24 protein-coding genes are annotated in these 24,720 nt (G+C 69.8%); 8 read left to right on the forward strand and 16 right to left on the reverse strand.

What is annotated here, in order from left to right:
- The first annotated feature begins 2 nt into the window (after nt 1-2).
- A complete protein-coding gene (locus tag DEU35_RS09055) occupies nt 3-1,004 on the forward strand; it encodes an o-succinylbenzoate synthase (RefSeq protein WP_116239288.1) in 1,002 nt (333 codons plus the stop codon).
- Here the strand turns inward: DEU35_RS09055 and DEU35_RS09060 are convergent.
- Entirely contained in the window at nt 991-1,617 is a 627-nt protein-coding gene (locus DEU35_RS09060; protein WP_116239289.1) for a TetR/AcrR family transcriptional regulator, read from the reverse strand. The genes DEU35_RS09055 and DEU35_RS09060 overlap by 14 nt on opposite strands.
- A gap of 116 nt (nt 1,618-1,733) precedes the next feature.
- Between DEU35_RS09060 and DEU35_RS09065 the strand changes: the two genes are divergently transcribed.
- The 3 genes from DEU35_RS09065 (at nt 1,734) to DEU35_RS09075 (ending at nt 7,867) form a co-directional block, all read left to right on the forward strand.
- The gene (locus tag DEU35_RS09065; RefSeq protein ID WP_103206411.1) at nt 1,734-4,622 is read left to right on the forward strand and encodes an MMPL family transporter; all 2,889 of its coding nucleotides are present in this window, start codon (nt 1,734-1,736) and stop codon (nt 4,620-4,622) included.
- Entirely contained in the window at nt 4,619-6,670 is a 2,052-nt protein-coding gene (locus DEU35_RS09070; protein ID WP_116239290.1) for a YhgE/Pip domain-containing protein, read from the forward strand. The genes DEU35_RS09065 and DEU35_RS09070 overlap by 4 nt, the downstream gene beginning before the upstream one ends.
- A 294-nt stretch (nt 6,671-6,964) precedes the next feature.
- A complete protein-coding gene (locus DEU35_RS09075) occupies nt 6,965-7,867 on the forward strand; it encodes an endonuclease domain-containing protein (protein ID WP_147301854.1) in 903 nt (300 codons plus the stop codon).
- A 288-nt stretch (nt 7,868-8,155) separates the two neighbouring features.
- Here the strand turns inward: DEU35_RS09075 and ccsB are convergent, their stop codons facing one another.
- From ccsB to DEU35_RS09110, 7 genes are all read right to left on the reverse strand, one after another.
- Nucleotides 8,156-9,163 (reverse strand): c-type cytochrome biogenesis protein CcsB, encoded by a 1,008-nt coding sequence (gene ccsB, locus DEU35_RS09080; protein ID WP_103205861.1) that lies wholly within the window; start codon nt 9,161-9,163, stop codon nt 8,156-8,158.
- Nucleotides 9,164-9,167: 4 nt separating this feature from the next.
- On the reverse strand, nt 9,168-10,883 hold the full coding sequence (locus tag DEU35_RS09085) for a cytochrome c biogenesis protein ResB (RefSeq protein WP_116239292.1): 1,716 nt from the start codon (nt 10,881-10,883) through the stop codon (nt 9,168-9,170).
- Nucleotides 10,864-11,613: a cytochrome c biogenesis CcdA family protein gene (locus DEU35_RS09090; RefSeq protein ID WP_116239293.1), complete on the reverse strand. Its 750-nt coding sequence runs from the start codon at nt 11,611-11,613 to the stop codon at nt 10,864-10,866. The genes DEU35_RS09085 and DEU35_RS09090 overlap by 20 nt, the downstream gene beginning before the upstream one ends.
- The gene (locus DEU35_RS09095; RefSeq protein ID WP_103205858.1) at nt 11,610-12,215 is read right to left on the reverse strand and encodes a TlpA disulfide reductase family protein; all 606 of its coding nucleotides are present in this window, start codon (nt 12,213-12,215) and stop codon (nt 11,610-11,612) included. The genes DEU35_RS09090 and DEU35_RS09095 overlap by 4 nt, the downstream gene beginning before the upstream one ends.
- Nucleotides 12,215-12,859, reverse strand: coding sequence for a histidine phosphatase family protein (locus DEU35_RS09100; RefSeq protein WP_103205857.1), 645 nt, complete (start codon nt 12,857-12,859; stop codon nt 12,215-12,217). The genes DEU35_RS09095 and DEU35_RS09100 overlap by 1 nt, the downstream gene beginning before the upstream one ends.
- Before the next feature lie 85 nt (nt 12,860-12,944).
- Nucleotides 12,945-13,670, reverse strand: coding sequence for a DedA family protein (locus DEU35_RS09105; protein WP_174799687.1), 726 nt, complete (start codon nt 13,668-13,670; stop codon nt 12,945-12,947).
- A 100-nt stretch (nt 13,671-13,770) separates the two neighbouring features.
- Nucleotides 13,771-14,160 (reverse strand): DUF6264 family protein, encoded by a 390-nt coding sequence (locus DEU35_RS09110; protein ID WP_103205856.1) that lies wholly within the window; start codon nt 14,158-14,160, stop codon nt 13,771-13,773.
- A 59-nt stretch (nt 14,161-14,219) separates the two neighbouring features.
- Between DEU35_RS09110 and aspS the strand changes: the two genes are divergently transcribed.
- Together aspS and DEU35_RS09120 are read left to right on the forward strand one after the other, a co-directional pair.
- A complete protein-coding gene (aspS, locus tag DEU35_RS09115; RefSeq protein ID WP_116239368.1) occupies nt 14,220-15,557 on the forward strand; it encodes an aspartate--tRNA(Asn) ligase in 1,338 nt (445 codons plus the stop codon).
- Nucleotides 15,558-15,631: 74 nt separating this feature from the next.
- Complete coding sequence (locus DEU35_RS09120; RefSeq protein ID WP_103205855.1) at nt 15,632-16,696, forward strand: ABC transporter ATP-binding protein; 1,065 nt, start codon at nt 15,632-15,634, stop codon at nt 16,694-16,696.
- A gap of 38 nt (nt 16,697-16,734) precedes the next feature.
- On the opposite strand, the gene DEU35_RS09125 is transcribed toward DEU35_RS09120, so the two are convergent.
- From DEU35_RS09125 to DEU35_RS09160, 8 genes are all read right to left on the reverse strand, one after another.
- Nucleotides 16,735-18,729, reverse strand: coding sequence for a hypothetical protein (locus tag DEU35_RS09125; RefSeq protein ID WP_116239294.1), 1,995 nt, complete (start codon nt 18,727-18,729; stop codon nt 16,735-16,737).
- On the reverse strand, nt 18,726-20,498 hold the full coding sequence (locus DEU35_RS09130; protein ID WP_116239295.1) for a S8 family serine peptidase: 1,773 nt from the start codon (nt 20,496-20,498) through the stop codon (nt 18,726-18,728). Before DEU35_RS09130 ends, DEU35_RS09125 begins: the two co-directional genes overlap by 4 nt.
- 108 nt (nt 20,499-20,606) lie before the next feature.
- Nucleotides 20,607-20,909 (reverse strand): Dabb family protein, encoded by a 303-nt coding sequence (locus DEU35_RS09135; RefSeq protein WP_103205852.1) that lies wholly within the window; start codon nt 20,907-20,909, stop codon nt 20,607-20,609.
- Nucleotides 20,906-21,184, reverse strand: a complete 279-nt coding sequence (locus DEU35_RS09140; protein WP_103205851.1) for a glutaredoxin family protein — start codon at nt 21,182-21,184, stop codon at nt 20,906-20,908. The genes DEU35_RS09135 and DEU35_RS09140 overlap by 4 nt, the downstream gene beginning before the upstream one ends.
- 66 nt (nt 21,185-21,250) lie before the next feature.
- Nucleotides 21,251-21,544, reverse strand: a complete 294-nt coding sequence (locus tag DEU35_RS09145; RefSeq protein WP_103205850.1) for a rhodanese-like domain-containing protein — start codon at nt 21,542-21,544, stop codon at nt 21,251-21,253.
- An 82-nt stretch (nt 21,545-21,626) separates the two neighbouring features.
- Nucleotides 21,627-21,725: a 30S ribosomal protein bS22 gene (locus DEU35_RS09150; protein ID WP_003792170.1), complete on the reverse strand. Its 99-nt coding sequence runs from the start codon at nt 21,723-21,725 to the stop codon at nt 21,627-21,629.
- Between the two features lie 82 nt (nt 21,726-21,807).
- On the reverse strand, nt 21,808-21,999 hold the full coding sequence (locus DEU35_RS09155; protein ID WP_103205849.1) for a helix-turn-helix domain-containing protein: 192 nt from the start codon (nt 21,997-21,999) through the stop codon (nt 21,808-21,810).
- A 139-nt stretch (nt 22,000-22,138) separates the two neighbouring features.
- Nucleotides 22,139-22,534 carry a helix-turn-helix transcriptional regulator gene (locus DEU35_RS09160; RefSeq protein ID WP_103205848.1) on the reverse strand — a complete coding sequence of 132 codons (396 nt, stop codon included), beginning with the start codon at nt 22,532-22,534 and terminating at the stop codon, nt 22,139-22,141.
- A gap of 68 nt (nt 22,535-22,602) precedes the next feature.
- On the opposite strand from DEU35_RS09160, the gene DEU35_RS09165 reads away from it, so the two are divergent.
- Together DEU35_RS09165 and DEU35_RS09170 are read left to right on the forward strand one after the other, a co-directional pair.
- Entirely contained in the window at nt 22,603-24,045 is a 1,443-nt protein-coding gene (locus tag DEU35_RS09165) for a TrkH family potassium uptake protein (protein WP_116239296.1), read from the forward strand.
- The gene (locus tag DEU35_RS09170; RefSeq protein ID WP_116239297.1) at nt 24,038-24,709 is read left to right on the forward strand and encodes a TrkA family potassium uptake protein; all 672 of its coding nucleotides are present in this window, start codon (nt 24,038-24,040) and stop codon (nt 24,707-24,709) included. The genes DEU35_RS09165 and DEU35_RS09170 overlap by 8 nt, the downstream gene beginning before the upstream one ends.
- The last annotated feature ends 11 nt before the right edge of the window (nt 24,710-24,720 follow it).

Here is a 24,720-nt window from a genome sequence, read left to right on the forward strand (position 1 = left end):
GCATGAGCACCGTCGCCCTCCCCCCGCTCGCCGACATCCTCGCAACGGCGCGCGTCGTCGCCCTCCCCCTGGCCGCCCGTTTCCGCGGGATCGAGACGCGCGAGGCGCTCGTCTTCGAGGGGCCCGAGGGCTGGACGGAGTTCTCGCCCTTCGTCGAGTACACCGACGGCGAGGCGGCGACCTGGCTCGCCGGTGCCATCGACTTCGCGTGGAACGCCGCACCCGCCCCCCTGCGTGATCAGGTGCGCGTCAACGCCACGATGCCCGCCGTCGCGGCATCCGAGGTGCCGAGGATCCTCGCCCGGTACGACGGATGCCGCACGGTCAAGGTCAAGGTCGCCGAGGCGGGCCAGACGCTCGCCGATGACGTCGCACGCGTCCGAGCGGTCCGCGAGGCGATCGGCCCCGAGGGGCGCGTGCGCGTCGACGCCAACGGCGCGTGGAACGTCGACGAGGCCGAGCGGGCTGTCCACGCCCTCGCCGCGTTCGACCTCGAGTATGTCGAGCAACCGTGCGCCGAGATCGAAGAACTGGCCGAGCTGCGCGAGCGGATCGGCTACCTCGACATCCCCATCGCCGCCGACGAGAGCGTGCGCAAGGCCGCCGATCCGCTGCGGGTGGCCCGCGCGGGCGCCGCCGATCTGATCGTCATCAAGGCCCAGCCCCTCGGCGGCGTCCACGCGGCGAGAGAGATCGTCGCGCTCGCGGGGCTCCCCGCCGTCGTCTCCAGTGCCCTCGACACGTCGATCGGTCTGTCGATGGGCGTGGCTCTGGCCGCCTCGTTGCCCGAGCTCGACTACGACTGCGGTCTCGGCACCGCGTCGCTCTTCACCGCCGACGTGGTGGCCTCCCCCCTCGTCGCGCGCGGCGGAGCACTGACACTCGACCGCCCCCGGCCCACCTCGGCCGACCTCGATCGAGTGGCCGCCACCGCACAGCGACGCGAGTGGTGGATGGACCGGCTGCGACGGTGCTACGCGGTGCTCGAGCTCACTCCAGGATGAGGCGCACGATCTGCGACAGACGTTCCCCCAGCTGTGCCCGAGAGGCGGCGGGAGACATGCCCGTCATGACGGCGGTCTCGGCCCCCGAGATCCATGCCGACAGAAGCAGCTCCGTGGCGACGTCCGCGGGCAGGCGCAGGGTCAGTCCCTTCGCCTCGGCGATGTCACGGACGAGCTGCGTGACGCTCTCGCACAGGGCACCGTTCGACGAGAGGTACGCGGCGGCGAACTCCGGGTTTCGCAGCGCCTGGACACGCGTCTCTGCACCGAGGAGCACATCGAGCCGGTCTTCTCCCGCGACCTCGAGCACCTCCTGCACGAGATGCAGGACCTCGCCCGCGGCATCCAGCCCTCGGTCTTCGATCGAGGTGACGCGTTCGCGCACGGCGGCGATGGTGGTCTCGGCGGAGCGCGCGCACAGGGCGAGGAAGAGCTCCTCCTTCGAGGCGAAGTTCGAGTAGAAGGCACCGCGCGTGAAGCCCGCGCGGTCGCAGATCGCTTCGACGGAGGCAGCGTCGATGCCGACCTCGGCGAACATCTCCGCGGCGGCGTCCATGAGACGCGTCCGGGTGTTCTCGCGCCGACGCGAGGGGGCGGGTGCGGTGTCGGTCATCCGCGTCTCCTGTTCTGGGTGGACGTCCAGCTAGGATCGCACCCTTCAGGTCTACGATACATTGATGTATCCGATACGGTGATGTATCGACTCGTTCACCGATCGTGGGAGCCGCCGTGTCGACATTCCTCTACACCCTGGGCCGCTGGTCGTTCCGCCACCCCTGGCGCGTGCTGACCGGTTGGCTGCTGATCCTCGCGATCGCGGGCGGCGGCGTCGCCGTGTTCGCGAAGGGCACCGACAACACCTTCGCGATCCCGGGCACCGAATCGCAGGCCGGTCTCGAAATGCTCGATCGCACCTTCCCCCAGGTGAGCGGCGCGAGCGCCGAGATCATCGTCGTCTCGGCCGAGGGCTCGAGCGTGCGCGATCAGGCCTACCAAGACACGATCCAGAAGGCAGAGGGTGAGATCGGCACGCTCGACTTCGTCGAGGCCGTCACCGACCCCTACGACGCACGGATCTCGGGCGGGATCTCCGACGACGGACGGGCGGCGATCGTCCGCATCCAGTTCGCCGGCGAATCGACCGCCGTGCCCGCCGACACGAAGGACGGGCTCCGAGCCGCCACGACGGCCCTCAGCACCGACCTCCCCTCCGGATCGCAGGCGATCCTCGGCGGCCAACTGTTCGCCACCGAGATCCCCGGCGCCTCGCTCACCGAAGCCGTCGGCGTCCTCATCGCCGCGCTCGTGCTCATGATGACGTTCCGCTCGTTCCTCGTGGCCGGGATGCCGCTGGCCACCGCCATCCTCGGCGTCGCCCTCTCGATCGGGCTCATCTTCATCGCGACCGGCTTCGCCACCGTGTCGTCGACCACGCCCCTGCTGGCGGTGATGCTGGGCCTGGCGGTCGGTATCGACTACGCCCTCTTCATCGTGTCGCGACATCAAGACCAGACGCGCGCCGGAATGGACCCCGAGGAATCGACCGCCCGTGCCGTCGGCACCGCCGGATCCGCGGTCGTCTTCGCCGGAATCACGGTGCTCATCGCGCTCATCGGCCTGAGCTTCGCCGGCATCCCGTTCCTGACGACCATGGGCATCGCCGCCTCCGTCGCCGTGGCGATCGCGGTCTGCGTGGGACTCACTCTCACGCCCGCCTTCCTCGGGTTCGCGGGCCACCGCGTCGTGGGGTGGGGATACAAGCGACCGAAGAAGGGCGCTCACGGCGCCCCCGCGAACGACGACGACGAAGCGCGCGAAGCGGACGCCGCCGAGCGCGCAGAGAAGGCGAAAGCCGCCAAGGCGCGCGCCGAACGCAACGGACCGGCCACGCGTTGGGTGGGCCTGGTGACTCGGCATCCCGTGGTCACGACCGTCGCCGTCATCGGCCTGCTCGGCGTCACGGCGATCCCGGCCGCGTCGCTCGCTCTCACGCTCCCGAACGCCGGCCAACTGCCGAAGGGCGACGAGGCGCGCGTCGCCTACGAGCTGACCGACGAGTACTTCGGGCCCGGCGCCAACGGTCCCCTCATCATGACGGGCACGATCGTCACCTCGAACGACCCGCTGAACCTCATGACGAGCATCGGCGACGAGATCGCGAAGATCCCGGGGGTCGCGAAGGTGGCCCTGGCGACGCCGAACGCCACCGCCGACACCGGCATCGTTCAGATCGTGCCCGAGACCGCGCCCGACGACCCGCGCACCGCCGACCTCGTGCGTGCTCTCCGCGCCGCCGAGCCCCGCCTGTACGACCAGTTCGGCGTGCACCTGCTCGTCACCGGCTACACCGCCGTGACGATCGACATCTCCGACCAGCTGGGTGCCGCACTCCTGCCCTTCGGTCTCTTCGTGGTGGGCCTCTCGCTCGTCCTGCTGATGATCGTGTTCCGCTCCATCTGGGTGCCGCTGACCGCTGCCGGCGGGTACCTGCTCTCCGTCGCCGCGTCGTTCGGCGTCGTGGCCGCCGTGTTCGAGTGGGGGTGGTTCGCCGATGCCCTGCACGTGGCGAAGGTCGGCCCCATCATCAGCTTCATGCCGATCGTCGTGATGGGCGTGCTGTTCGGCCTGGCGATGGACTACCAGGTGTTCCTCGTCTCGCGTATGCGCGAGGACTACGTGCACGCGAACCGCGAGGGCCGTACGCCTCGCGAGGTCGCGCTCGGTGCTGTCCGCAGCGGCTTCTCGGCCTCGGCCCGCGTGGTGGTCGCCGCCGCCGTGATCATGTTCGCCGTCTTCGTCGCCTTCGTCCCCGAGGGCGACTCGAGCCTCAAGCCCATCGCGCTGGGCCTCGCCGTGGGCGTCGCGGTCGACGCGTTCCTCGTCCGCATGACCCTCGTTCCGGCGATCCTCGCGCTGCTGGGCGCGAAAGCCTGGTGGATGCCGCGCTGGCTCGACCGGATCCTGCCGAAGCTCGACGTCGAGGGCGAGGCCGTCGAGCGCGAGGTGCGCCTGGCCGATTGGCCGAGCGAGCCCGCAATGGCGATCGCCGCCGACGATCTGCGCGCGATCGGACCGACGGATGCCGAGGAACCGGTGTTCTCGGACGTGTCGCTGCGCCTCGCCTACGGCGGCACCCTGCTGGTCACGGGCGAGACCCGCACGACGCGGACGCTGCTGCTCGCCCTGTCGGGGCGACTGTCGCAGATCGACGGACGACTGCGTGTCGACGGCCTCCTCGTCCCCGAGCGCGCCGGAGCCGTCCGCGCCCGCGTCGGAGTCGCTCTCCTCGACGACCCCGCCGCGGCCGCGGCTGACGTGGCGCAGGCCGCCGCGCGCGGTACACGTGTGCTGCTCGTTTCCGACATCGACCGTCTCGACGACGATGCCCGCGACGACGTCGCCGAGGTGCTCCGTCACGCCGCGACCGAGGTGCGGGCGCGTAGCGAAGACGATGCGTCGGCGTTCACCCTCGTCGTCTCGGCGCGCGACGAACGCCGCGCCCTGGCCCTCCTGGCCGAAGCGCAGCGACCGCACATCGCCTCCCTGCACCTGCCGACCCCTCGTCGTCACCGCACCGAACCCGAAACCTTCGCCGATCTCTCCGAGGTGTTCGCATGACTCTCCCCGTCGAGCGCTCCCGTTCGCGCCGCCCCGTCACCTGGCTCACGCTCATCGGCGTGCTGCTGCTGCCCGCCGTGATCGGCGGCATCCTCGTCGGAGCGCTCTACAAGCCCACCGACCGCCTCGAGAACATCACGGCCGCGATCGTCAACGACGACAAGGCCGTGGAGCTCGACGGGCAGCTCGTCCCCCTCGGGAGACAGCTCACCGGCGGTCTCGTCAAGGGCGCCGACGACCAGCCGAGCAACATCGACTGGGTCATCTCCAACGACGAGGACGCCGCGGCGGGGCTCAAAGACGGCACCTACACGGCCGTCGTGACGATTCCCGAGAACTTCACGGCCGCCTCCCTCTCGACCCGACCGGGCGAGACACCCGAGAAGGCCACGATCGGCGTGCAGACGGCGCCGAACGCCCGCGTGGTCGACGGCGCGATCACCGGGGCCCTGGCATCCACCGCCTCCAACGTCTACGGCAGCACGCTGTCGTCGCAATACCTGAAGAACGTCTTCCTCGGCTTCACGACCCTCAGCGACCAACTCGGTACGGCCGCGAGCGGGGCACACCAGCTCGCCGACGGCGCCTCGCAGGCGTCCCACGGAGCCGAAGGACTCCGCGACGGCCTCGGCCAGCTCTCAAGCGGTGCCGCCGGCCTCGCCGACGGCGCCTCGAAGCTCGCCGCGGGAGCCGGGCCTCTGACCGACGGGGCGACACAGCTCTCGACGGGAGCGGGGGCACTGGCGAACGGGACGCGCTCCGCGGCGGCGGGAGTCACTCAGCTGGCCGACGGCAACGCGGAACTGGCCAGACAGATCACGGCCCTCGCCGCCCAGATCCCGCCCGGATTCGCCGAGGACGCACAGCAGCTGTCGGCCGCCGCGCCGCAGATCAACACCGCTCTCACCGATGCCGCCGCCGCTCTGCGGACAGCCGCGGACACGTGCACCGGAACCCCCGAGCAGTGCGCAGCACTGCGCACCGCCTCTGACAACGCCAACGCGGCCCTGCCGAAAGCGAAGGCGACCGTCGCGCAGATCGGCGGTCTGTCGGCGGAGGCGTCGAAGCTCCCGGCCGGGTTCAGCGCCCTCGCCCAGGCGAACCAGAAGCTCGCCGACGGCGGCTACGACGCCGCGAAGGGCATCGGCACGATCGCGAGCGGCATGGACGGCATCGCGGGCGGAGCCACCACGCTCGCCGACGGCGCCCGCCAGTTCGGCACGGGAGCCTCGGCTCTGGCCTCGGGCGCCGGTCAAGTGGCATCCGGAGCCTCCGGCGCCGAGACCGGAGCAGGCCAGCTCGCGGACGGCATCACCCAGGTCGCGACCGGAACGGCATCCCTCGCGGACGGCCTCGACACCGCCGTCGCGAAACTGCCCACCTACACCGACGCGCAGGCCACGAACCTCGCCGACGTCGTCGCCGACCCCGTCTCGGCGTCGGGCAGCAGCGACTCGCTCTTCGGCGTCGCGGCGGTACCGCTGCTGGCGATGGCCGTGCTGTGGTACGGAGCTCTCGCATCGTTCGTGGTGTTCCAGGCGGTCTCGGCCCGCGCTCTCACCAGCCGGCGTTCATCGGGTCTCGTCGCGCTGCGCGGCTTCGCTCCCGCGGCGGTGGTCGGAGCCGTGCAGGGAATGCTGGTCGCGGGCGTCGTGCAGGTGGCATCCGACTACGACTGGGGCGACTGGGCGTTGTTCGCCATGATCTGCGTGGTCGCGGGCGTGGCCTTCGCGGCCGTGAACCAGGCGCTCGTCGCGCTCTTCGGCGGTGCGGGCCGTTGGATCGCCGCGATCGTCGGCGCGCTCGCCCTCGCGACGAGCATCGTCTCGACGGTGCCGCCCGTCTTGGCGGCCTTCGCCTCGCTGCTGCCGACGGCCCCCGCATACAACGCGATGCTCGGCGCACTCTCGTCCGTCGGCGGCGTGGGAGCGGGAGCCGCGGGACTGGTCGTCTGGGCCGTGCTGGCGCTGGTGGTCACGACGCTGGTCGTCGTGCGCCGCCGTACGGTGTCGGCGCGGGCCGCGAGCGCCGTCGCCACCGCGGGGTAGCCGGCGGCGCGCTCGCGCCCCGCGTCCCGCGCCCCGCGTGCCCCGCGCCCCGCGCCGCCCGGCGCCCGGCGCCCCGCGGTCCGCGCCCCGCGGTCCGCCCCGTTGAGTGTCCAAGACACCCGGACGGATTCGAAAATCGTCCGGGTGTTTTGGACACTCAAGGTGCGCGCGGGCCCAGATGCCGCGCGAGCAGTTCGCGAGGCGGCTCCTCCCCCGTGTTCACGCTTCCGCGCCTCTCCACAACGGGCGTCACGACGCGCGCGGGCTCGCATCGCGACGCGCTGAAGTAGGTGCGTGCAACGCCGACAACTCCCCGAAGAACTCGGAACGTCCTTCACTGTGCGCGAGGCGACGCGGCTCGGGGTGCCGCGCGACCGGCTGACGGCGATGGATCTGCGCTCACCGTTCCACGGAACGCGCACCTCGGTCCACCTCCACACCACCGCCGATCGATGCCGCGCCTACGAGCCCAGGCTCACCGCCGCGCAGTTCTTCAGCCATCAGACGGCGGCGCTTCTCTGGGGCTTGCCGCTGCCCGGCCCTGTACCGCAGCACCTTCACGTCTCGGCGATGCCACCCGGACGTGAGCCGCGTACGCGCGGCGTCATCGGGCACCGACTCGAGATGTCCCCCGACCAGCTGACGCTACGCCACGGCCTACCCGTTGCGAGTCCCTCGGAGACGTGGGCGCAGCTCGCCAGCACGCTCGGCGAGGACGACCTCGTCGCCGTGGGCGATGCGATCCTGACAGCCGATCTCGCTGATCGCGCAGACCTCGTCGAAGCATCCGAGCGCCCACGCCGTCGCGGCGCGAAAGCGCTCGCGGCGGCGGTGCCGTTCCTGCGGGCGGGAGCCGAGTCGCCTCGCGAGTCAGCCGTCCGTCTCGTGCTCGTGCGCGCAGGTCTGCCCGAACCCGAGCTCAATTGGGTACTCCGCGACGCCGCCGGGCGCTTCGTCGCCCGCCTCGATCTGGCCTACCCCGACTACCGGGTAGCCGTGGAGTACGACGGGCGCCAGCACGCTGACCTCGAGCAGTTCCGTCGGGATGCCGACCGGTGGCCGGCCATCGCCGGACAGGGCTGGGTGCTCATCCGCGTGCTCGACCACCACCTTCGCGAGCCCCGAGGCCGCGTCGTCGAACCGACGCGGAAGGCTCTGCAATCACGCGGCTGGCCGTGCTCCCCCGTCGTCGGGTGAGCGTCCCCGGACGAACCCACGAACCCACGAACCCACGAACCCACGAACCCACGAACCCACGAACCCACGAACCCACGATGAGTGTCCAAAACACCCGGACGGATCCGAAAATCGTCCGGGTGTTCTGGACACTCATCACAAGGACAGAGCCACCCAGGGCGCCGACGGAGTTGTCAGGACATCACGCGCTCGGGCGCCAGACGCACGGCACCACCCGCACGCACACCACACCCCCGGGCACCGCACCACGGGCACCGCCCACGCCACGCCCCGGGGGAGCAGCCCGTGTCAGGTGGTCAGGCCGCTGTAGGCGTGCAGGCCCTTGAAGAACACGTTGACGATCGTGAAATTGAACAGCACCGCGGTGAAGCCGATGATCGACAGCCAGGCGGAGCGGGTGCCGCGCCAGCCGCGCGTCGCGCGGGCGTGAATGTATCCGGCGTAGAGCACCCAGATGACGAAGGTCCAGACTTCCTTCGTATCGAAGCCCCAGAAGCGGCCCCACGCGTCGTTCGCCCAGATGGAGCCGGCGATGAGGGTGAAGGTCCAGAAGATGAAGCCGACGATGGCGAAGCGGTACGCCAACGACTCCAGCGCCTCGGCGTTCGGGACGGTGCGCAGGAAGCTGCGCTTGGTCTCGGCATCCGTGGGACCGTCGAGCAGCTTGCGCTCGCGGCGCGTCTGGATGAGCTGCACGACCGACAACCCGAACGCGAGCGCGAACAGGGCCGTCGCGAGGCTGGCGACGAACACGTGCACGACCAGCCACACCGACTTCAGCGGGTCGGCCAGGGGCACGACCTCGACGTGGAAAGCGAGGGTCGCCCCACCCAGCAGCAGCACGGCCAGACCGGTCATGAGCGAACCGAGGAAGCGCAGGTCGTAGCGCGTCAGCACCACGAGGTAGACCGCGATGATCAACAGCAGACCGGTCAGGGCGAACTCGTACATGTTCGACCACGGCACGCGTCCAGCCGCGACTCCACGCAGCACCGTCGCGACGAGGTGGAAGACGAAGCCGAGCGCGGTCAGGACCGTGCCGAGTCGCGCCCAGAGGTAGCGGGGCTTCGCCGACGAAGCGGATGCCGGAGCCCCGGAGCCCGACGAGATCACTCCCCCGCCGCCCGCGGTCACCAGCTCGCGAGCGACGATCTGGTCTTTCGCCTTCAGCGCGAGGTCTGAACGACGGGCGAGATCGATGGCGTAGGCGATGAACGCCAGCACGTAGATGGCGACCGCCGTCCACACCAGGAGGAGGGAGATCTCGTCGAGGAGAAGCGGGTCGGTTCCGGGCATGGTGTCAGTCTACTTTTCCGGTGTCGGGGTGGCTCTGGGAGGGAAGGGTCGCGCCGTGCTTGTCGGCGAGCTGATCGACGGCTGCGGCGAGAGTAGGGTCTTCACCGCGGGCCAGGCCCGCGTATTCGATCTCGACGCTGCCGTCCCGCGGAGTCGCCTTGACCCACATGCGCCGGCGCGGCACGAAGAGGGCCGCGAGCAGACCGAACAGAGCGAGAAGCGCGAAGCCCAGAACCCAGGGACCGGCGAGGTCGCGGTGGATCGACAGCGACGCGAAGCGCTTGACCGACTGCTCGTAGCCGACGGCTCCGGGAGGGGCCTCGTTCTCGAAGGTGATGGTGCCGAGTCCGTTCGGCAGGTCTTCGGTCTGCCCCGGCATCAGCTGGATCGCGGGGTTGCCGCTGTCGCCGCCCGCGATCTGCGTCATCTTCGACGGGTCGAGCGTGTAGACCGACCGCGGCGTACCGTCGTCGATGCCGAGATCGCCCTCGTACACGCGAAGCGTGAGCGTCGGGTACTCGAGGGCGCCGTAGGTCGATGTCAGAGCACCCGAATCGAGCACGTCCATCGTCGGATAGAAGAACCCGAGCAGGCCGAGCTGCTGCGGAAGCCCGTCGGCGACCTTGATGACGCCGAGCGAGGTCATGTTGGCGTCCTGGGGCAGGAACGCGACCGAGTCGTGGAACACCTCTTTGCCGTCGGCGTCGCGGATCGTGACGGTCGGGGCGTACCCGTTGCCGAGCAGGTAGACGCGGTCGCCCTGCACATCGAGGGGGTGGTTGACCCGCACTTCGCCGTCCTGCGCATCGCCTCCGGGTGTCTGGGTCGTCACGTGCGCGACGAAGTTGCCGGCCTGCCCCGAACCGGGCTGTCCGGGCGGGACGTAGGTGACGTCGAACTTGTCGAGGGTCATCGAGTACGGCGTCAGGGTGTCGCCCCCGACGAATCGACCGGGATTGAAGGAGGAGTAGTCGAGCAGGCTGTTGCTGAACGCCTGTCCTTCCACGAGCACGCGCTGACCGGTGTACGTGAAGCCGCCGCCGACGCCCACCGCGATGAGGACACCGACCAGAGCCCCGTGGAACAGCAGGTTGCCGGTCTCACGCAGGTAGCCGCGCTCGGCCGACACCGAGAAGCTGCCCCGGGAGTCGTAACGCGCCACGCGATAGCCGCTCTTGCGCAGCTGGGCGGCCGCGCTCTCCACGGCGGCCGCGGCCACGGCATCCGCGTCCGCGTCGACCTGGATCGTGCGGGTGCGGTGGTCGTCCAGTCGCGACAGTCGGGCGGGGGTGCGCGGAGGCTGCGAGCGCAGGGCCTTCCAGTGGTGCTTGGTGCGCGGCAGCACGCAACCGATGAGCGAGATGAACAGCAGGAGGTAGATCGCCGAGAACCACGGCGAGCTGTACACGTCGAAGAGGCTGAGCTTGTCGAGCACCGGTGCGAGATCGGGGTTGTCGGTGAAGTACTGCGTAACGCCGTTGGGGTCGGCGGTGCGCTGCGGCACGAGCGAACCGGGAACGGCCGCGATGGCGAGCAGCAGCAGCAGCACCAGAGCGGTGCGCATCGACGTCAGCTGGCGCCAGCCCCAGCGAAGCCAGCCCACGACTCCGAGGCGCGGCTGCGTGACCTCGTCGGAGGTCGAGTCGGCGTGGTCGGAGGGACGCAGCGGGTCGGTCACGGTGTTACCTCGGTCGGAACGATCAGAGCGGGAGCTGGACATTGCCGATCACCCCCTGCAGGGTCGACATCCACTGGCCCCAGAACCCGGTCACCATCAGCAGGCCGAGCACGATGAGCAGCGCTCCTCCGATGAGGTTGACCACGCGGATGTGCGTGCGGACGAACGCCACCGACTTCGTCGCCCATCCGAATCCGAGGGCGAGGAGCAGGAACGGGATGCCGAGACCCAGCGAGTACGCCAATCCCAGGAGCGCGGCCCGGCCGGGGTCGCCCAGGTTGTACGACACCGACAGGATCGCGGTGAGCGTGGGCCCGATGCAGGGCGTCCACCCGATGCCGAGGGCGATGCCGAGGAGCGGGGCGCCGATGAGGCCGAGGTTGCTGCGCGACTGCATCCGGATCGAGCGCTGCGCGAGGCCGAAGAGACCGATGAACACCAGCCCCATGAGGATGATGACGACGCCCATGACACGGGTGATCACGTCGGCGTACTCGACGAAGAAGCGACCGAGCGCTCCCCCGAGCACGTTGATCGCCATGAAGACGAGAGTGAAGCCCGCGATGAACAGCAGGGTTCCGCCGAGCAGGCGCCCTCGGCTGGAACCGGATGCCGAGCCCCCGCGGGGAGCGACGGCACCGCCGATGTAGCCGAGGTACCCCGGCACGAGCGGGAGCACGCAGGGCGAGAGGAAGGAGATGAGGCCGGCGGCCAGGGCGATGGGAACGGCGATCCACAGCGCCCCGTCGAAGACGAGGGCGCCCGGGCTCACGCGTTCTCCGCGACCAGCGTGCGCACGATCGACTCGAGGATCGAGGCCTCGGGCAGCTCGCCGACGATACGCGCGGCGACGCGGCCCTGCTTGTCGAGCACGAGGGTCGTGGGGGTGGCGTTCAGGGGTGCCGCGTCGGTGAAGGCGAGCTTGAGCTGCGCGTCCCCCACGGCCATGGCGCTGGAGTACGACACCCCGTGATCGCGGGCGAACGACAGGGCGGTGGCCGGCTGATCGTACGTGTTGATGCCGAGGAAGGCGACGTCCTGGCCCTGGAACGTCTGATACGCCTGCTCGAGGCGCGGGGCCTCGATGATGCACGGGCCGCAGGTGGCGTACCAGAAGTTGACGACGAGCACCTTGCCGGCGAAGTCGGCGCTCGAGACGGCGGAGCCGTTGTCGAGAGAGCCCGTGAATTCGACGGGGTCGCCGCGGTTCTCGGGAGGGATCTCGGTGGTCTGGAAACCGTTGGCGGCGATGTAGCCCTTGTTGTCACCCTCGCGGTACTGCGCGGCGAGCGGGTCTTCCGCGCACGCGGACAGACCCACGACGAGAGCGACCGCGGCGGCGATCGACCCCGCGGCGGTGAGGAATCTGCGCATCAGACGGCTCCTACATCGACGGCTCCGGCGGTGCTCGCCGGCTCGGCGTACGCCACCTCGACCCAGCGCGTCGAGCCGTCGGCGCCGTCTCGCCGTTCGAAGCTCGTCACGCTCGACAACGCGCAGCGGCGCTTGCGGGGGTCGTGGCGGGTGGGTTGGTGGGACAGGGCGAGGTGCGTCACCCAGATCGGGAGTTGATGCGACACGACGACCACATCGCCCGAGGGGACGCGGTCCCAGGCGTCGGTCATCGCGGAGGTCATCCGGGCGACGATGCGCTCGTACGGCTCGCCCCAGCTGGGCACGGACGGGCGGCTCAGGTGCCGCCAGTTGAGGGGGTTGGCGAGGGCCTGCTTCATGCGCCGCCCCTCGAAGACGTTGGTGGGCTCGATGACCCGGTCGTCGATGTACGGCTCGATGTCGAAGAGCTCTTCGAAGGGCTCGGCCGACTCGCGGGTGCGCTGGAGGGGCGAGACCACGAGGGCTTCGACCGGGCGGTCGAGGCCCTTCACGTACTCGGCCGCCTGACGCGCCATCCGGCGCCCGTCCACGCTGAGGCCGAATCCGGGGAGCCGACCGTAGAGCACGCGACGGGGGTTGTGGACCTCTCCGTGGCGCACGAGATGAAGGCGGTCGGCGGGCACGGCGCCAGTCTACGGGCGGGTTCTGTGGTCTGACTGAGTCCGGATGCCGGTTGCCTCGACGTGGAGATAACCCGCGGGACGACTTTCAGGCGTCGCGCGGCGCGGGTGCGGACCCATCGCGATCGCCCTCGCGCTTCGAGGCCAGCAGTGAGCGGACGCGGGAGTACAGGAACCAAGCGACACCGATGGCGACGACGGCGATGACCACGTACTGCAGGATCGAGGCGTACTCCTCGACGATGTGCCAGTTCTCGCCCAGCAGGAAGCCCGAGAGCACGAAGATCGTGTTCCAGATGAGACTTCCCGCGCCGGTGAGCAGACCGAAGCGCCACAGCGGCATCTTCGAGACCCCGGCGGGGATCGAGATGAGGCTCCGGAAGATCGGGATCATCCGCCCGAAGAACACCGCCTTGCCCCCGTGCCGCTCGAACCACGCGACGGTGCGGTCGACGTCTTCGGGGTGCAGCAGCGGCATCTTCGACGCGAACGCGCGAAGTCGCGCGGCCCCGAGCCAGCGCCCGAGGCCGTACAGCATGAAGGCGCCGACGACCGATCCGATCGTCGTCCACAGCAGCGCCTCGAACAGCGTGAACGAGCCGCGGCTGGCGGTGAGCCCCGCCATGGGGAGCACGACCTCGCTGGGCAGAGGCGGGAACAGGTTCTCGAGGGCGATCGCGACCCCGGCACCGACGGGGCCGATGATCTCCATGAGCGAGACCGTCCAGTCCGCGAGCGACGTCAGCCAGGACTGTCCCTCCCCGGATCCGGACGTCGACCGCAGCGGGACGAGAGAGACGGTGGTGTCGGTCATCGGGTGCCTTCGCGCTCGGTGATCGGCCGCCCGGTGCGGGCGCCCGCTCTCAGGTTAGGTCGCGCACCCCCACCCTCCCTGGGGGTTGCCCCCGAACGGATCAGGATGCCGAGACTCCCGCGCCCACGAGGGCAGCGGCGACGAACCACACCGCGACGATGGCGACGACCGTGACCAGCGGCACCCAGAAGGCGAGGCGATGACGCACGAGTCGGACGATGGCGACGATCACCCCGATCAGGAGCACCCCCCAGGGCGAGACCACCGCGGTCCAGAAGCCGATGTTCATCAGCCCGGTGTTGCAGGTCGTCGAGACGCACGCGTCCGAGGCGTACGCGAGGAGCACCCCCGCGTACGAGGCGGCGAGCGCCAGGAGCGGGAGCAGCACGAGCAGCACGATCGTGAGGGCGACATCCCATCCGCGCGACCTGCGCACCGTCGGTTCCGGGCGCAGTGTCCGGAACGACTCGGGCGGCATCGAGAAGGTCACGCCCCCATCGTAGGTTCGCGCCCGGTGTCGTGCGGACCGCGCACGTAGACTGGTCGATCGTGAGCGAACGCGTCCTGGTCAACCAGCTGAAATCCCTCCCCGCCGGCCCCGTCGAGGTGTCGGGATGGGTCGAAACCGTGCGCGATCAGAAGAAGGTGCAGTTCGTCGTCCTCCGCGACGAGACCGGCGCCGTGCAGCTGGTCAACCCGGCGACCCGCCCCTCCGAAGAGACGGAGCAGGATGCCGCCGCCCTCGCGTTGACCGAGACGATCGGCGCCCTCGCGACCGGCACGTTCCTGACCGTTCGCGGCGAACTCAAGCACGACGAGCGCGTCAAGCTCGGCGGCGTCGAGATCAAGGTCGGCGAGCTCGAGATCGCGGCCGCCGCGAACCCCGAGACCCCGATCGCCAGCGACAGCAGCCCCGACAAGCGCATGGACTGGCGCTTCATCGACCTGCGTCAGCGCCGCAACAACCTCATCTTCCGCGTGCAGACGACCCTCGAGCACGCCATGCGCACGTACTGGGTGGAGCGCGACTACATCGAGGTGCACTCCCCCAAGCTCATGGCATCCCCCTCGGAGTCCAACGCCGAGCTGTTCGAGGTGCCCTACTTCGAAGACAAGACCGCCTACCTCGCGCAGAGCCCGCAGTTCTTCAAGCAGATGGCCCAGGTCGCCGGCTTCGGCAAGATCTTCGAGATCGCGCCCGCCTTCCGCGCCGACCCCTCGTTCACCAGCCGTCACGCGACCGAGTTCACCTCGATCGACGCCGAGATCAGCTGGATCGACTCGCACGAAGACGTCGCGCGCATGCAGGAGGAGCTGCTCCACACGGCGTTCCAGGCCGTCGCCGACAAGCACGGCGACGAGATCCGCGAGCTGTTCGGCGTCGAGGTCGAGGTTCCTGCGGTGCCCTTCCCGCGCATCCCGTTGGCCGAGGCTCGAGAGATCGTCGCGGCCCGCGGCTACGACATCCCCCGTACCGACGGCGACCTCGACCCCGAGGGGGAGCGTCAGATCGCCGCTCATGTGCGCGAGACGTACGGCCACCCCTTTGTCTTCATCACCGACTACCACCCCGAGATCCGTGCGTTCTACCACATGCGCGACGAGGAGACCGGGCTGACCAAGTCGTACGACCTGCTGTTCAACGGCGTCGAGATCACGACGGGCGCGCAGCGCGAGCACCGCGTCGACATCCTGATCGAGCAGGCGAAGGAAAAGGGTCTCGACCCCGAGCACCTCGACTTCTACCTCGACTTCTTCCGCTTCGGAGCCCCGCCGCACGGCGGTTTCGGCATGGGCCTCGCGCGCATCCTCATGCTCATGCTGGGCGAGTCGTCGATCCGCGAGGTCACCTTCCTCTTCCGCGGCCCCACCCGTCTCGCCCCGTAAAGGTTCGAGTGAGCGACGCCCGGGGTTCACCGCCCGGGCGTTCGTGCGTCATGCGCTCTTTCTAGCGTGAGCGAATGGTCGCCGTCACCCCCATGGATCCGTCGCCTCTCGGGGAGGCGCCGCGATCGGGGTGGTCCATCGCCCTGCGGGGCGTGCACAGGGAGCGCGCCGGGGTGTCGATCCTGCGCGACATCGACCTCGACGTCGCGCCCGGGACCATCGTCGCCCTCGTCGGCCCGTCGGGCTGCGGAGCGTCGACCCTCCTCCGCGTCGCGAGTGGCGTGGAGCGAGCGGATGCCGGCACGGTGATCGTCGAGGGACGCACGGGCGCCGCAGCGCCCCGCATCGCGGAGGTCCGCGACCGTACGCCGGTCGCTCGCTTCGGACGCGTTCGCGCGGCGATCTCGGCGGCGGCACGGCACGCCGGCGACGACGACCCACGGGCGGAGACCGATCGGCTCCTCGATGTCGTGGGCCTCGACCCCGCCGACAAGAGCGTGCGCCGCCTCTCGCACGGTGATCGACAGCGCTGGGCTCTCGCGCGTGCCCTGGCCGCACGACCGCAGGCCCTCGTCCTCGACGACGCCCTCGCGGCGCTCCACACGACCGCTCGCGCCGAGACCCGCGACCGGCTGGTCCGCGAGCTGCGCGATCGCGGCGTCACGACCCTCTGGGCGACGCGCGACACCGCCGAGGCTGCGGCCGTCGCCGACCACCTCGTTCTCATGGACGAGGGACGCATCGTGGCCGCGGGCCGCCCCGACGAGGTCTACGCCCGCATCGCGGACGCCGCGGTCGCCGAGGTCCTCGGACCGGTGAGCGCGGTCCCCGGAATCGTGGAGGGACTCACGGTCGAGGTCTGGGGCCAGGAGCTGCCCCTCGCGGAGTCCGCGCACGACGGTCACTGCGAGGTCGTCGTCCGCCCCGAGAACGTCCTGCTGGTCGGGGCGGACTCGCCCGGTGTCGACGGAGTGGTCGAGGACTCGACCTTCCTGGGCAGCGTCCGCCGCTCGACGGTCCTCACGAGCGACGGCAGCCGCGTCGTGGTCGAGCATGCTCCCGAGCAGCGACTCGAGGACCGCGACACGGTGCGCCTCGCCCTCGCGATCGTGCCGGCGACGGTGCGGCCGATCGGCTGACAGGAGAGGGCCCCGGGACGCGCCCGGAGCCCCTTCCCTCACCCGCGTCCCGCGCGACGGCGTCGGGTGAAGACGATCAGGACGCCGCCGCCGACCGCCGCGAGAACACCCGCGATGATCAGCCCGGGAACGGCCGAGACTTCCGCGCCGGTCTTCGCCAACGCTGTCGACGTCGATGCCGCGGCACCGCCCACGGCGCGGACGTCGTCCTTGCCGATGGGGCCGGGCGTCAACTGCTCGGGAGACGAGCCGTCCGAGGGCCGAGGCTGCGGTGCCGGCTGGCTCCCGGACCCCGGATCCGACGAGTTCTGCGGAGCATCGGCCGTGACGACGCCGACGCGCACGAGGGCACCGAGGCCGCGACGGTCATCCACTTGGAGCGCCACAGCGGTCTGCGCCTGCCCGTCGAGCGCCTGCGCGTTCAGCGTGACGACCGCCGTCCGCCCCGCCACGGCGAAGCGGGTCCCCGCCGCCACCGCGCCCGCCGGAACCGTCTGTCCGGCGACCGTTCCGCCCCCGGTGGTCAGTGTCGTCCCGACCGCGGTGACCCGGAGGCGCACGTCCCGCAGGGATACCTCCATTGCCGTCCCGGGGTACAGGACGAGGTCGTCCACCCCGACCGAGGCAGCCGCATCGGAGCTGGAGGTCTCGATGCCCCGCACCGCGATCTGCCCGGCGAAACCGTCGGTCACCGCCGTCGCATCGGCGCCGGTCGATGCGACGTGAGCGGTCATCGTCTCCCCGGGCGCCGCGACGAACGCCGGGGCGATGGCCGAGGGGCCCGTGGCGTCGACCGCGAAAGCGTATCGCCGCGGCAGGGGCGGCGCGGTGGTCGTCGTCGGCTCGGGAGTGGGCGTCGGCCCGGCCGCCGCGGGAGACCACCGCACGACACCGAGGCTGACCGCAGGGTAGGCACCGGTGAGGTCCTCGTAGCGCAGCGCGGTGATGAGCACGCTGCCGTCGCTCTGTGCGACGCGCTCGTTCAGGTGCACGCGCACGCGCGGCGAGCCCGTGGCATCCACGCCCGTGTAGAGGTCGGTTCCCGTGTTGATCCAGATGCCGTTGACGAAGACCGCGGACCCCGTATCGGCGAAGGTCAGGCGCGACGAACCATCGCTGTCGACGCTGAGACGCAGACCGTACACGCGCAGGGCCGACCACATGTAGTCCCCCACGGACGACGTATCCGGCACCTGACGGAACGATCCGACCGAGACCGCGCTCGATCCGTCCGCCGCGTGTGCGACCGAGACGTCGGAGGCCGTCGACGCCGGTGCGGTTCCGCTCACCGCCTGTGCGGAGACCGACCCCTCGGCATCCAGGTGCGGAGCTCCCGGAATGAGGACGGCTCCACTCGGCGCCGTGACGGTGACTCCCGAGACCAGGGCGGGAGATGCGAGGGCCGCAGGAGCGCAGACCGCGACACCGAGACGCACGCGCCAGATCTCCGACCACCCGGCTTCGGCCTCAATCCGAAGGGCCGTCACCTGGGCCCGGCCACGGTCGACCGTGCGTTCCCCGACGATCAGCCGCGTCGACCCCCATGTGGCGGACGTCGGCAGTGCGACCGTGTATCCCGCCGACAGCTTCGACGTGTTCAAGACGTTCTTGCCGTCGACGGTCAGGGTGTCGAACGTCACCGATGTGCTTCCATCGGTCCCGCAGCTGGCACGAAGACCGGTGAAAGCGATCGGGACGCGGTCCCGCAACTGGAAGAGTCCGCTGTCGATCGTCGCCTGCGCCCCATCCGAGGCGGCTCGAGCGGTCACCCCGGTCGTGCGGGTGGTGTTGAGCTTCAGCACGTCGCCGGTCTGAGCGAGGGAGTTCTCCACGGTCGCCCCGCCGGTCCATTCGCTGAGGGGCGCCGGTTGCTGGAGCGCCCCGCCGTCGGCATCGAGCATCTGGATGCCGGAGGCGGAGGTCGAGGCGATCGTCGCCGCTCCGCTCGCGGGGACGACGCCCGCGACGATCGCGGCCGTCACGACCGCGCCGAAGACGAGGGTGAGGAGTCCGGTGCGAGGACGCGTGATCACTTTTCTGCTCCGAATCGGTCGAGGAAATCGGTTCCGGTGGGGATGCCGACACCGGTGACCGGGTCCCACCCGGTCGCGGATTGGAGGGATTGCGGGCGCGCGTCCCACAGGTACAGGGTCTCGAGCCACAGTTGGCCGGTGCTCTTGTCACGCCGGTACCAGGTCCCGGCGGAAGCGGGAACGACGTCGCGGATCGCGCTCGACCCGCTCAGCGCGTAGAGGAAGGGCGCGGCGAGGCCGACGTCCACCCCCGTGCGCGCCTTGGCGATCGCCACCATGCTGGCCACCATCGGCGTTGCCAGGCTCGTGCCGCCGTGGGCTTCGTACGACACGGCTCCGTTGCGGGGAACCGCGACGGTGAAGCCCGTGTTGGGGTCGGCGAGCGAGGCGACGTCGGGGACGAGACGCCCCGATCCGGAGTGCGCGATGCGTTCGCTCTGCCAGCTGGGGCGCGGGTAGAAGGCCGACTCCCCGCCCCCGGCACCGTAGAGGAACCCCGGCGGGATGATGCCCCCGTTCTGCGCGAAGCGGGTCTGCACCTCCCACCCGGCCTCGACGGCGATGCGGTTGTCGGCATCGAGCCCGACGCTGGCTCCACCCACGGCGGTGACGTAGGGGCTGGAGGCCGGGGTGGCCACGTCGGTCTCGTCGTGGTGGTCGCCGGCGAGGGAGTAGTCGCCGTCGTTGCCGCTCGAGGCGAAGACGGACACACCGCGAGACGCGGCCTCGACGAGGACGCGGTTCAGCAGAGTTCGATCGGCATCGGTGTCGAGTTCCTCCGGACCACCGAAAGAGAGCGAGACCACGCTCGGAGTGACGGGCGCTTCCACGGCGTCGAGAACGCGCAGGTAGAGCGTCGCCGCGAGGCAGTCGTCGGCGCCCCAGTAGACGATGTCGGCGTCCGGCGCCATCGCGCGCACCGCCTGGACGTCGAGATGCTGCTCGACGGTCCATGCCGAGGGGCCTCCGCAGCGGGTGACGTCCGGGTTCGCGGAAGCGTGGTGGGTGTACTGTCCCTCCCGGAGAGTGGGCAGACCCTCCCGCGCGAAGTACGCGTCGGTGTTCGCGGCGACCGTGTCGTCGTCGAAGACTCCGACGATCGCCACGGTCGCTCCCGCGCCGCGTGCATCCGCCGGGAGCTGGTGGATGGCGCGCAGTTGCGTGGGCCCGTACCCGCATAGTGCATTCGAGCGATGCTCGACCTGGACCGACGACGGCCACGACGACGAGAGCGTCTGCCCCCAGTACGCGGCGCAGTCGTCGCTGCGCACGGGAGCGGCGTCGGTGCTGGGGCTCATCGCGTCGGTGTCGACGAGACCGGCGACGGACTCGATGGCACCGGCCTGGCGAGGGACGGACAGATCGCGCGTGGGCGCGACGGCCGCGCGACCGTCCACGGTCGTCTCGCCGAAGGCGGTGTCGAAGGCCGAGGCGAACGCTGATGCCGGTCCGGTCACGGAGAGCGCTCGGACACTCTCGCGCTCTCGGATGACGTCGATTCCGGCGGTCTCGAGCCACGAACGCGCCGCGCTCGTCTCCGCGGCCGTCGCCGAGTCGGCGAGCAGCACGGTGGCCGTCAGGCGCGCGTCGAGCGACACCTCGGCGGCGCTGGAGGCCCACCCCGGAGCGGTTGCCGTCAGCACTCGACGGTCGTCGACGGAGCCGGGCGATGCGACCGGCGGGGCGCTACAGGCGGTGGATACGGTCGCCGCTGTGAGCAGCAGGGCGGCCAGGGAAGTCGTCGATCGACGACGGAGACGTGGGGGCATGGACAGCTTTCTCGGTCGGAGGCTCGGGTGAACCGATCGAGAGCTTATCGATATTGAGAACCGTTATCATAAACGGGCGAAGAAAGAGGAACCGCAGGGGCCTCCCGCTCAGAACGGGTAGTCGACTGAAGCCCTGTCCGCCACGACGGAGCGCACGAAGGCTGCGACCTCCTGGTGGGCGGGGTGCACCTGGTAGCGCTCGAGCGCGTCGACGTCGGCGAACTCGCTGACCAGAGCGACGTCCCAGTTCGACTGCGGGCTGACGACGTTGCGCCCCACCTCGATGTGCTGGATCTCGTCGATGACCGCGTCGAGAGCCAACAGGCGCTCGGCGATCTGTTCCGCGTGCAGCGCACGCGTATCGGCGTCGTCGGCCGAGAGCTTCCACAGGACGATGTGACGGATGCTCACGCGGAGGCTCCTTGGGTGTCTGCCGCGAGAAGGGCGGCGCGGAGACGGTCGGCCGAGACGCGCCAGTGCGCGTGGAGCTCCCCGTCGATGAGGACGACGGGGATCTTCTCCCACCACTTGTCGTAGAGGGCGGCGTCGTCGGCGATCGAGGCCTGCGTGATCGTGACGCGGTCGGCGGCACCCTCGGGGAGCCCGCCGACGACCGTCTCGACGATCTGCTCCGCCACGTCGCAGAGATGGCAGTCGGGCTTTCCGATCAGCGTGAGAGTCGTCACCTTGACCATCCTAGAAGGCAGGGGAAGGGCGAGACCCGGTGCGCGACGGGCGTGTCCGCTCGCGGCTCAGGACTCGACGTCGTAGCCCGAGGCGATCCACTCGCCCGTGCCACCCTCGACGTTGGTCGCGTCGTGTCCGCGCGCCGTGAGGGCTTCGACGACCCGCGCGGATCGCCCGCCGGCCTGGCAGATGACGTCGAAGGGCTCACCGGGGAGCGCGTCGAGGTGCTCCCCGATGGTCGACATCGGGAGGTTCACGGCGCCGGGGACGTGACCTGCGGCGAACTCGTGCTCCTCGCGCACGTCGATCAGGGGGCGTTCACGCCCCGCGTGCAGGTCGTGGACCGAGATGGACTGCATGCTTACCTCCGGAGAGACGAACGGGACCGGATACACGAAGCGCCCGTCGCGAATCGGACAGGCGCTCGGTGTGGTGGCCGCTTTACTTCTTGTTGCGGCGCTGGTGACGAGTCTTACGAAGCAGCTTGCGGTGCTTCTTCTTCGCCATGCGCTTACGGCGCTTCTTGATGACAGAACCCACGGAAAACCTCACTAAGTCGGGGTCTGGGTGCCGATTTCGGCCCCCGGGAACAGCAGGCGTTGAAAAAAAGCCTCGGATCAGTCTAGCCGACGTCGGACACCGGTCGTTGCACGGCATCGGCGACGGCCGATTCGGGCACTCGGTAGCTGCGACCGAAACGAACCGCGGGCAGTTCCCCCGCGTGCACGAGACGGTAGACCGTCATCTTCGATACGCGCATGAGTTCTGCGACCTCGGCGACCGTCAAGAACCGCACGTCCGGCAGCTCGGCCATCGCTCACCCCTCGTTCCGGGTGAACTCACCCTCCTGATGCTGACCACACTCTAGGGTCTGTCCGGGACGGCTGTAAACCTATGGGCCCACTGTGACGAATGTGATTCACGGATGCCGGGATTCCGGGCATCCGCGGGGCTCATCGCCCCGGGAGCTTGCGGAACGCGGTCGAGAAGGAGTGCTTCACCGACGCGGCGGCGCGGCCCACGACTTCGGCGGCATGCATCGCGGAATCGGGGAGGGCCGGCTCGTGCTCCTCGTCGATCGAGAAGAACGGCACGAGCCAGTCGTCCACCTCGTCGAGCGGGGCGACCGCGAGGCTGTAATAGCGGTGCTGCCCTTCTTCGCGAACGGATACCAACTCGGCCTCACGCAGCACCTTGAGGTGCTTGGAGACGGTGGGTTGACTCACACCGAGGGCCGCGACGATCTGCGACACACTCGTCCCGCGTTCGCCGCCGGTCGCCCGGTCGAGGAGCAGCTGAAGGATGTCGCGACGCGTTCCGTCAGCGATCACGTCGAAGATGTCCGCCATGGCATCAGATTAGCGGCGCCCCGGCCCGAGTACCATGATTCGGGTTCGGGCACCGAAGGGAGCGGCGCATGGCGGCGACGCCGAACGAGGCTCGACGGGCTGCGCGGCTGCGTCGCATCGCCTACGAGGCATGGGATCGTCTGCGCAACCTGACGACCGCTTCACCCGCGCGATTCGCGGTGCTCGTGTTCGTCACGCTCATCGCGCTGTTCACCGTGCTGTTCTCGCTCCCCGCGGCGTCCGCAACCGGTGAACGCATCCCCTTCGCCGACGCCCTGTTCACCGCGGTGTCGACGATCTGCGTCACGGGACTGTCGACGCTGAACATGTACTCCGACTTCTCGCCCCTGGGCCGTGTCATCACCTATATCGGCGTCAACGTCGGCGCGCTGGGTGTCCTGACCCTCGCTTCGATCCTCGGCCTGGTCATCTCGAAGCGGCTGGGGCTGCGCGCCAAGCTCATCGCCGCGGGCGACAGCAACCCCCTCCGGGTCCACGGCGGTCCGGTCAACGAGGGTCAGACCGTACGCCTCGGCGAGGTCGGCCAGCTTCTTCGCACGGTGGCGCTGTCGACGCTCGTGATCGAAGCGGGACTCACCGTCCTCATCTACCCCTCGCTGGTGGTCGGGGGGATCAATCCCTTCGTGGCTCTGTGGGAGGCTCCGTACTACGCGGCGATGGCGTTCACGAATACGGGATTCGTCCCGAATCCCGACGGGCTGACGCCCTTCGCGCAGGACTACTTCCTCCTCTCGGTGCTGATGGCGGGCGTGTTCCTGGGATCCATCGGTTTCCCGGTGATCTTCACACTGTGGCGGCACTATTGGCGTTTCCGCCTGTGGTCCCTGCACGCGAAGCTCACGATCATCACGACGGTGATCCTGTTCTTCGCCGGAGCCGGAGTCATTCTGCTGCTGGAATACGACAACCCCCTCACATTCGGGAGCATGGATGCGTGGGACACCACGTTCCAGGCGTTCTTCCTCTCCGCCATGACGCGCTCCGGCGGGTTCAGCGTGATCAACATCGGCGATCTCAACGGCGCGACCCTCATCGTGGGCTCGATGCTGATGTTCGTCGGGGGCGGTTCCGCCTCCACCGCGGGCGGCATCAAGGTCACGACGCTCGCCGTGCTCGCCCTCGCGGTGTTCTCCGAGGCGAAGGGGCGCCCGTCGGTCCAGGCGTTCGGTCGCCGTATCCCCAGCGACGTCCAGCGCGTCGCCCTCTCGGTCGTCGCGTGGGGCGCGACGATCGTCGCCCTTTCGACCGTCACGATCAGCCGCATCACCGACGCCCCCATCGAGCACGTTCTGTTCGACGTGGTCTCGGCGTTCGCGACCGTCGGCCTGTCGACGGGCCTCACCGCCGAGCTCCCCGAAGCCGCGAAGTACGTGATGGCGGCCACGATGTTCATGGGGCGCATTGGTACAGTGACACTCGCTGCGGCAGTGGCTGCGTCGTCCCGGTCGCAGCTGTACGCGCTCCCCGTGGAAAGGCCCATCGTTGGTTGAACGCATCCGCAGTGACGCGCCCGTCCTGGTGATCGGGCTCGGCCGCTTCGGCGCCGCCTGCGCCGGGGAGCTCGACCGTCTCGATCGCGAGGTCCTGGCCGTCGACGGAAATCTCGAGCTCGTGCAGAAGTGGTCGGAACGCGTCACGCACGCCGTCCAGGCGGACGCCCGCAACATCGATGCCCTGCGCCAGATCGGCGCCCAGGACTTCCAGGTCGCGGTCGTGGCCGTGGGCTCGCTCATCGAGGCCTCCGTGCTCATCACCGCCAACCTCGTCGACCTCAAGGTGCCGCAGATCTGGGCGAAGGCCGTCTCGCAGTCGCACGGCAAGATCCTCTCCCGCGTCGGCGCCAACCACGTCATCTACCCCGAGGCCGAGGCCGGCGAGCGTGTGGCCCACCTGGTCAGCGGCCGCATGCTCGACTTCATCCGTTTCGACGACGACTTCGTGCTCGCCAAGATGTATCCACCCAAGCTCGTGCGCGGGGTGGGACTCAACGAGTCCGGCGTGCGGTCGAAGTACAACGTGACGGTGGTGGGCGTGAAGAGTCCCGGCCGGCCGTTCCGCTACGCCGAGGCCAACACGGTCGTCACCAACCACGACCTCATCATCGTGTCGGGGACGAACTCCGACATCGAGCGGTTCGCCTCGCTCGACCGCTGAGCGCCCGGCGC

The organism is Microbacterium sp. AG157 (assembly GCF_003385695.1).
GTDB classification, from domain to species: Bacteria; Actinomycetota; Actinomycetes; order Actinomycetales; family Microbacteriaceae; genus Microbacterium; species Microbacterium testaceum.

Bases quoted from the DNA above. Each gene is read 5' to 3' on its own strand.
- DEU35_RS09055 (WP_116239288.1), top strand. From the start codon at position 3: ATGAGCACCGTCGCCCTCCCCCCGCTCGCCGACATCCTCGCAACGGCG.
- DEU35_RS09060 (WP_116239289.1), bottom strand. From the start codon at position 1,617: ATGACCGACACCGCACCCGCCCCCTCGCGTCGGCGCGAGAACACCCGG.
- DEU35_RS09070 (WP_116239290.1), top strand. From the start codon at position 4,619: ATGACTCTCCCCGTCGAGCGCTCCCGTTCGCGCCGCCCCGTCACCTGG.
- ccsB (WP_103205861.1), bottom strand. From the start codon at position 9,163: ATGCCCGGAACCGACCCGCTTCTCCTCGACGAGATCTCCCTCCTCCTG.
- DEU35_RS09085 (WP_116239292.1), bottom strand. From the start codon at position 10,883: ATGTCCAGCTCCCGCTCTGATCGTTCCGACCGAGGTAACACCGTGACC.
- DEU35_RS09095 (WP_103205858.1), bottom strand. From the start codon at position 12,215: ATGCGCAGATTCCTCACCGCCGCGGGGTCGATCGCCGCCGCGGTCGCT.
- DEU35_RS09105 (WP_174799687.1), bottom strand. From the start codon at position 13,670: ATGACCGACACCACCGTCTCTCTCGTCCCGCTGCGGTCGACGTCCGGA.
- DEU35_RS09120 (WP_103205855.1), top strand. From the start codon at position 15,632: ATGGTCGCCGTCACCCCCATGGATCCGTCGCCTCTCGGGGAGGCGCCG.
- DEU35_RS09130 (WP_116239295.1), bottom strand. From the start codon at position 20,498: ATGCCCCCACGTCTCCGTCGTCGATCGACGACTTCCCTGGCCGCCCTG.
- DEU35_RS09145 (WP_103205850.1), bottom strand. From the start codon at position 21,544: ATGCAGTCCATCTCGGTCCACGACCTGCACGCGGGGCGTGAACGCCCC.
- DEU35_RS09155 (WP_103205849.1), bottom strand. From the start codon at position 21,999: ATGGCCGAGCTGCCGGACGTGCGGTTCTTGACGGTCGCCGAGGTCGCA.
- DEU35_RS09160 (WP_103205848.1), bottom strand. From the start codon at position 22,534: ATGGCGGACATCTTCGACGTGATCGCTGACGGAACGCGTCGCGACATC.
- DEU35_RS09165 (WP_116239296.1), top strand. From the start codon at position 22,603: ATGGCGGCGACGCCGAACGAGGCTCGACGGGCTGCGCGGCTGCGTCGC.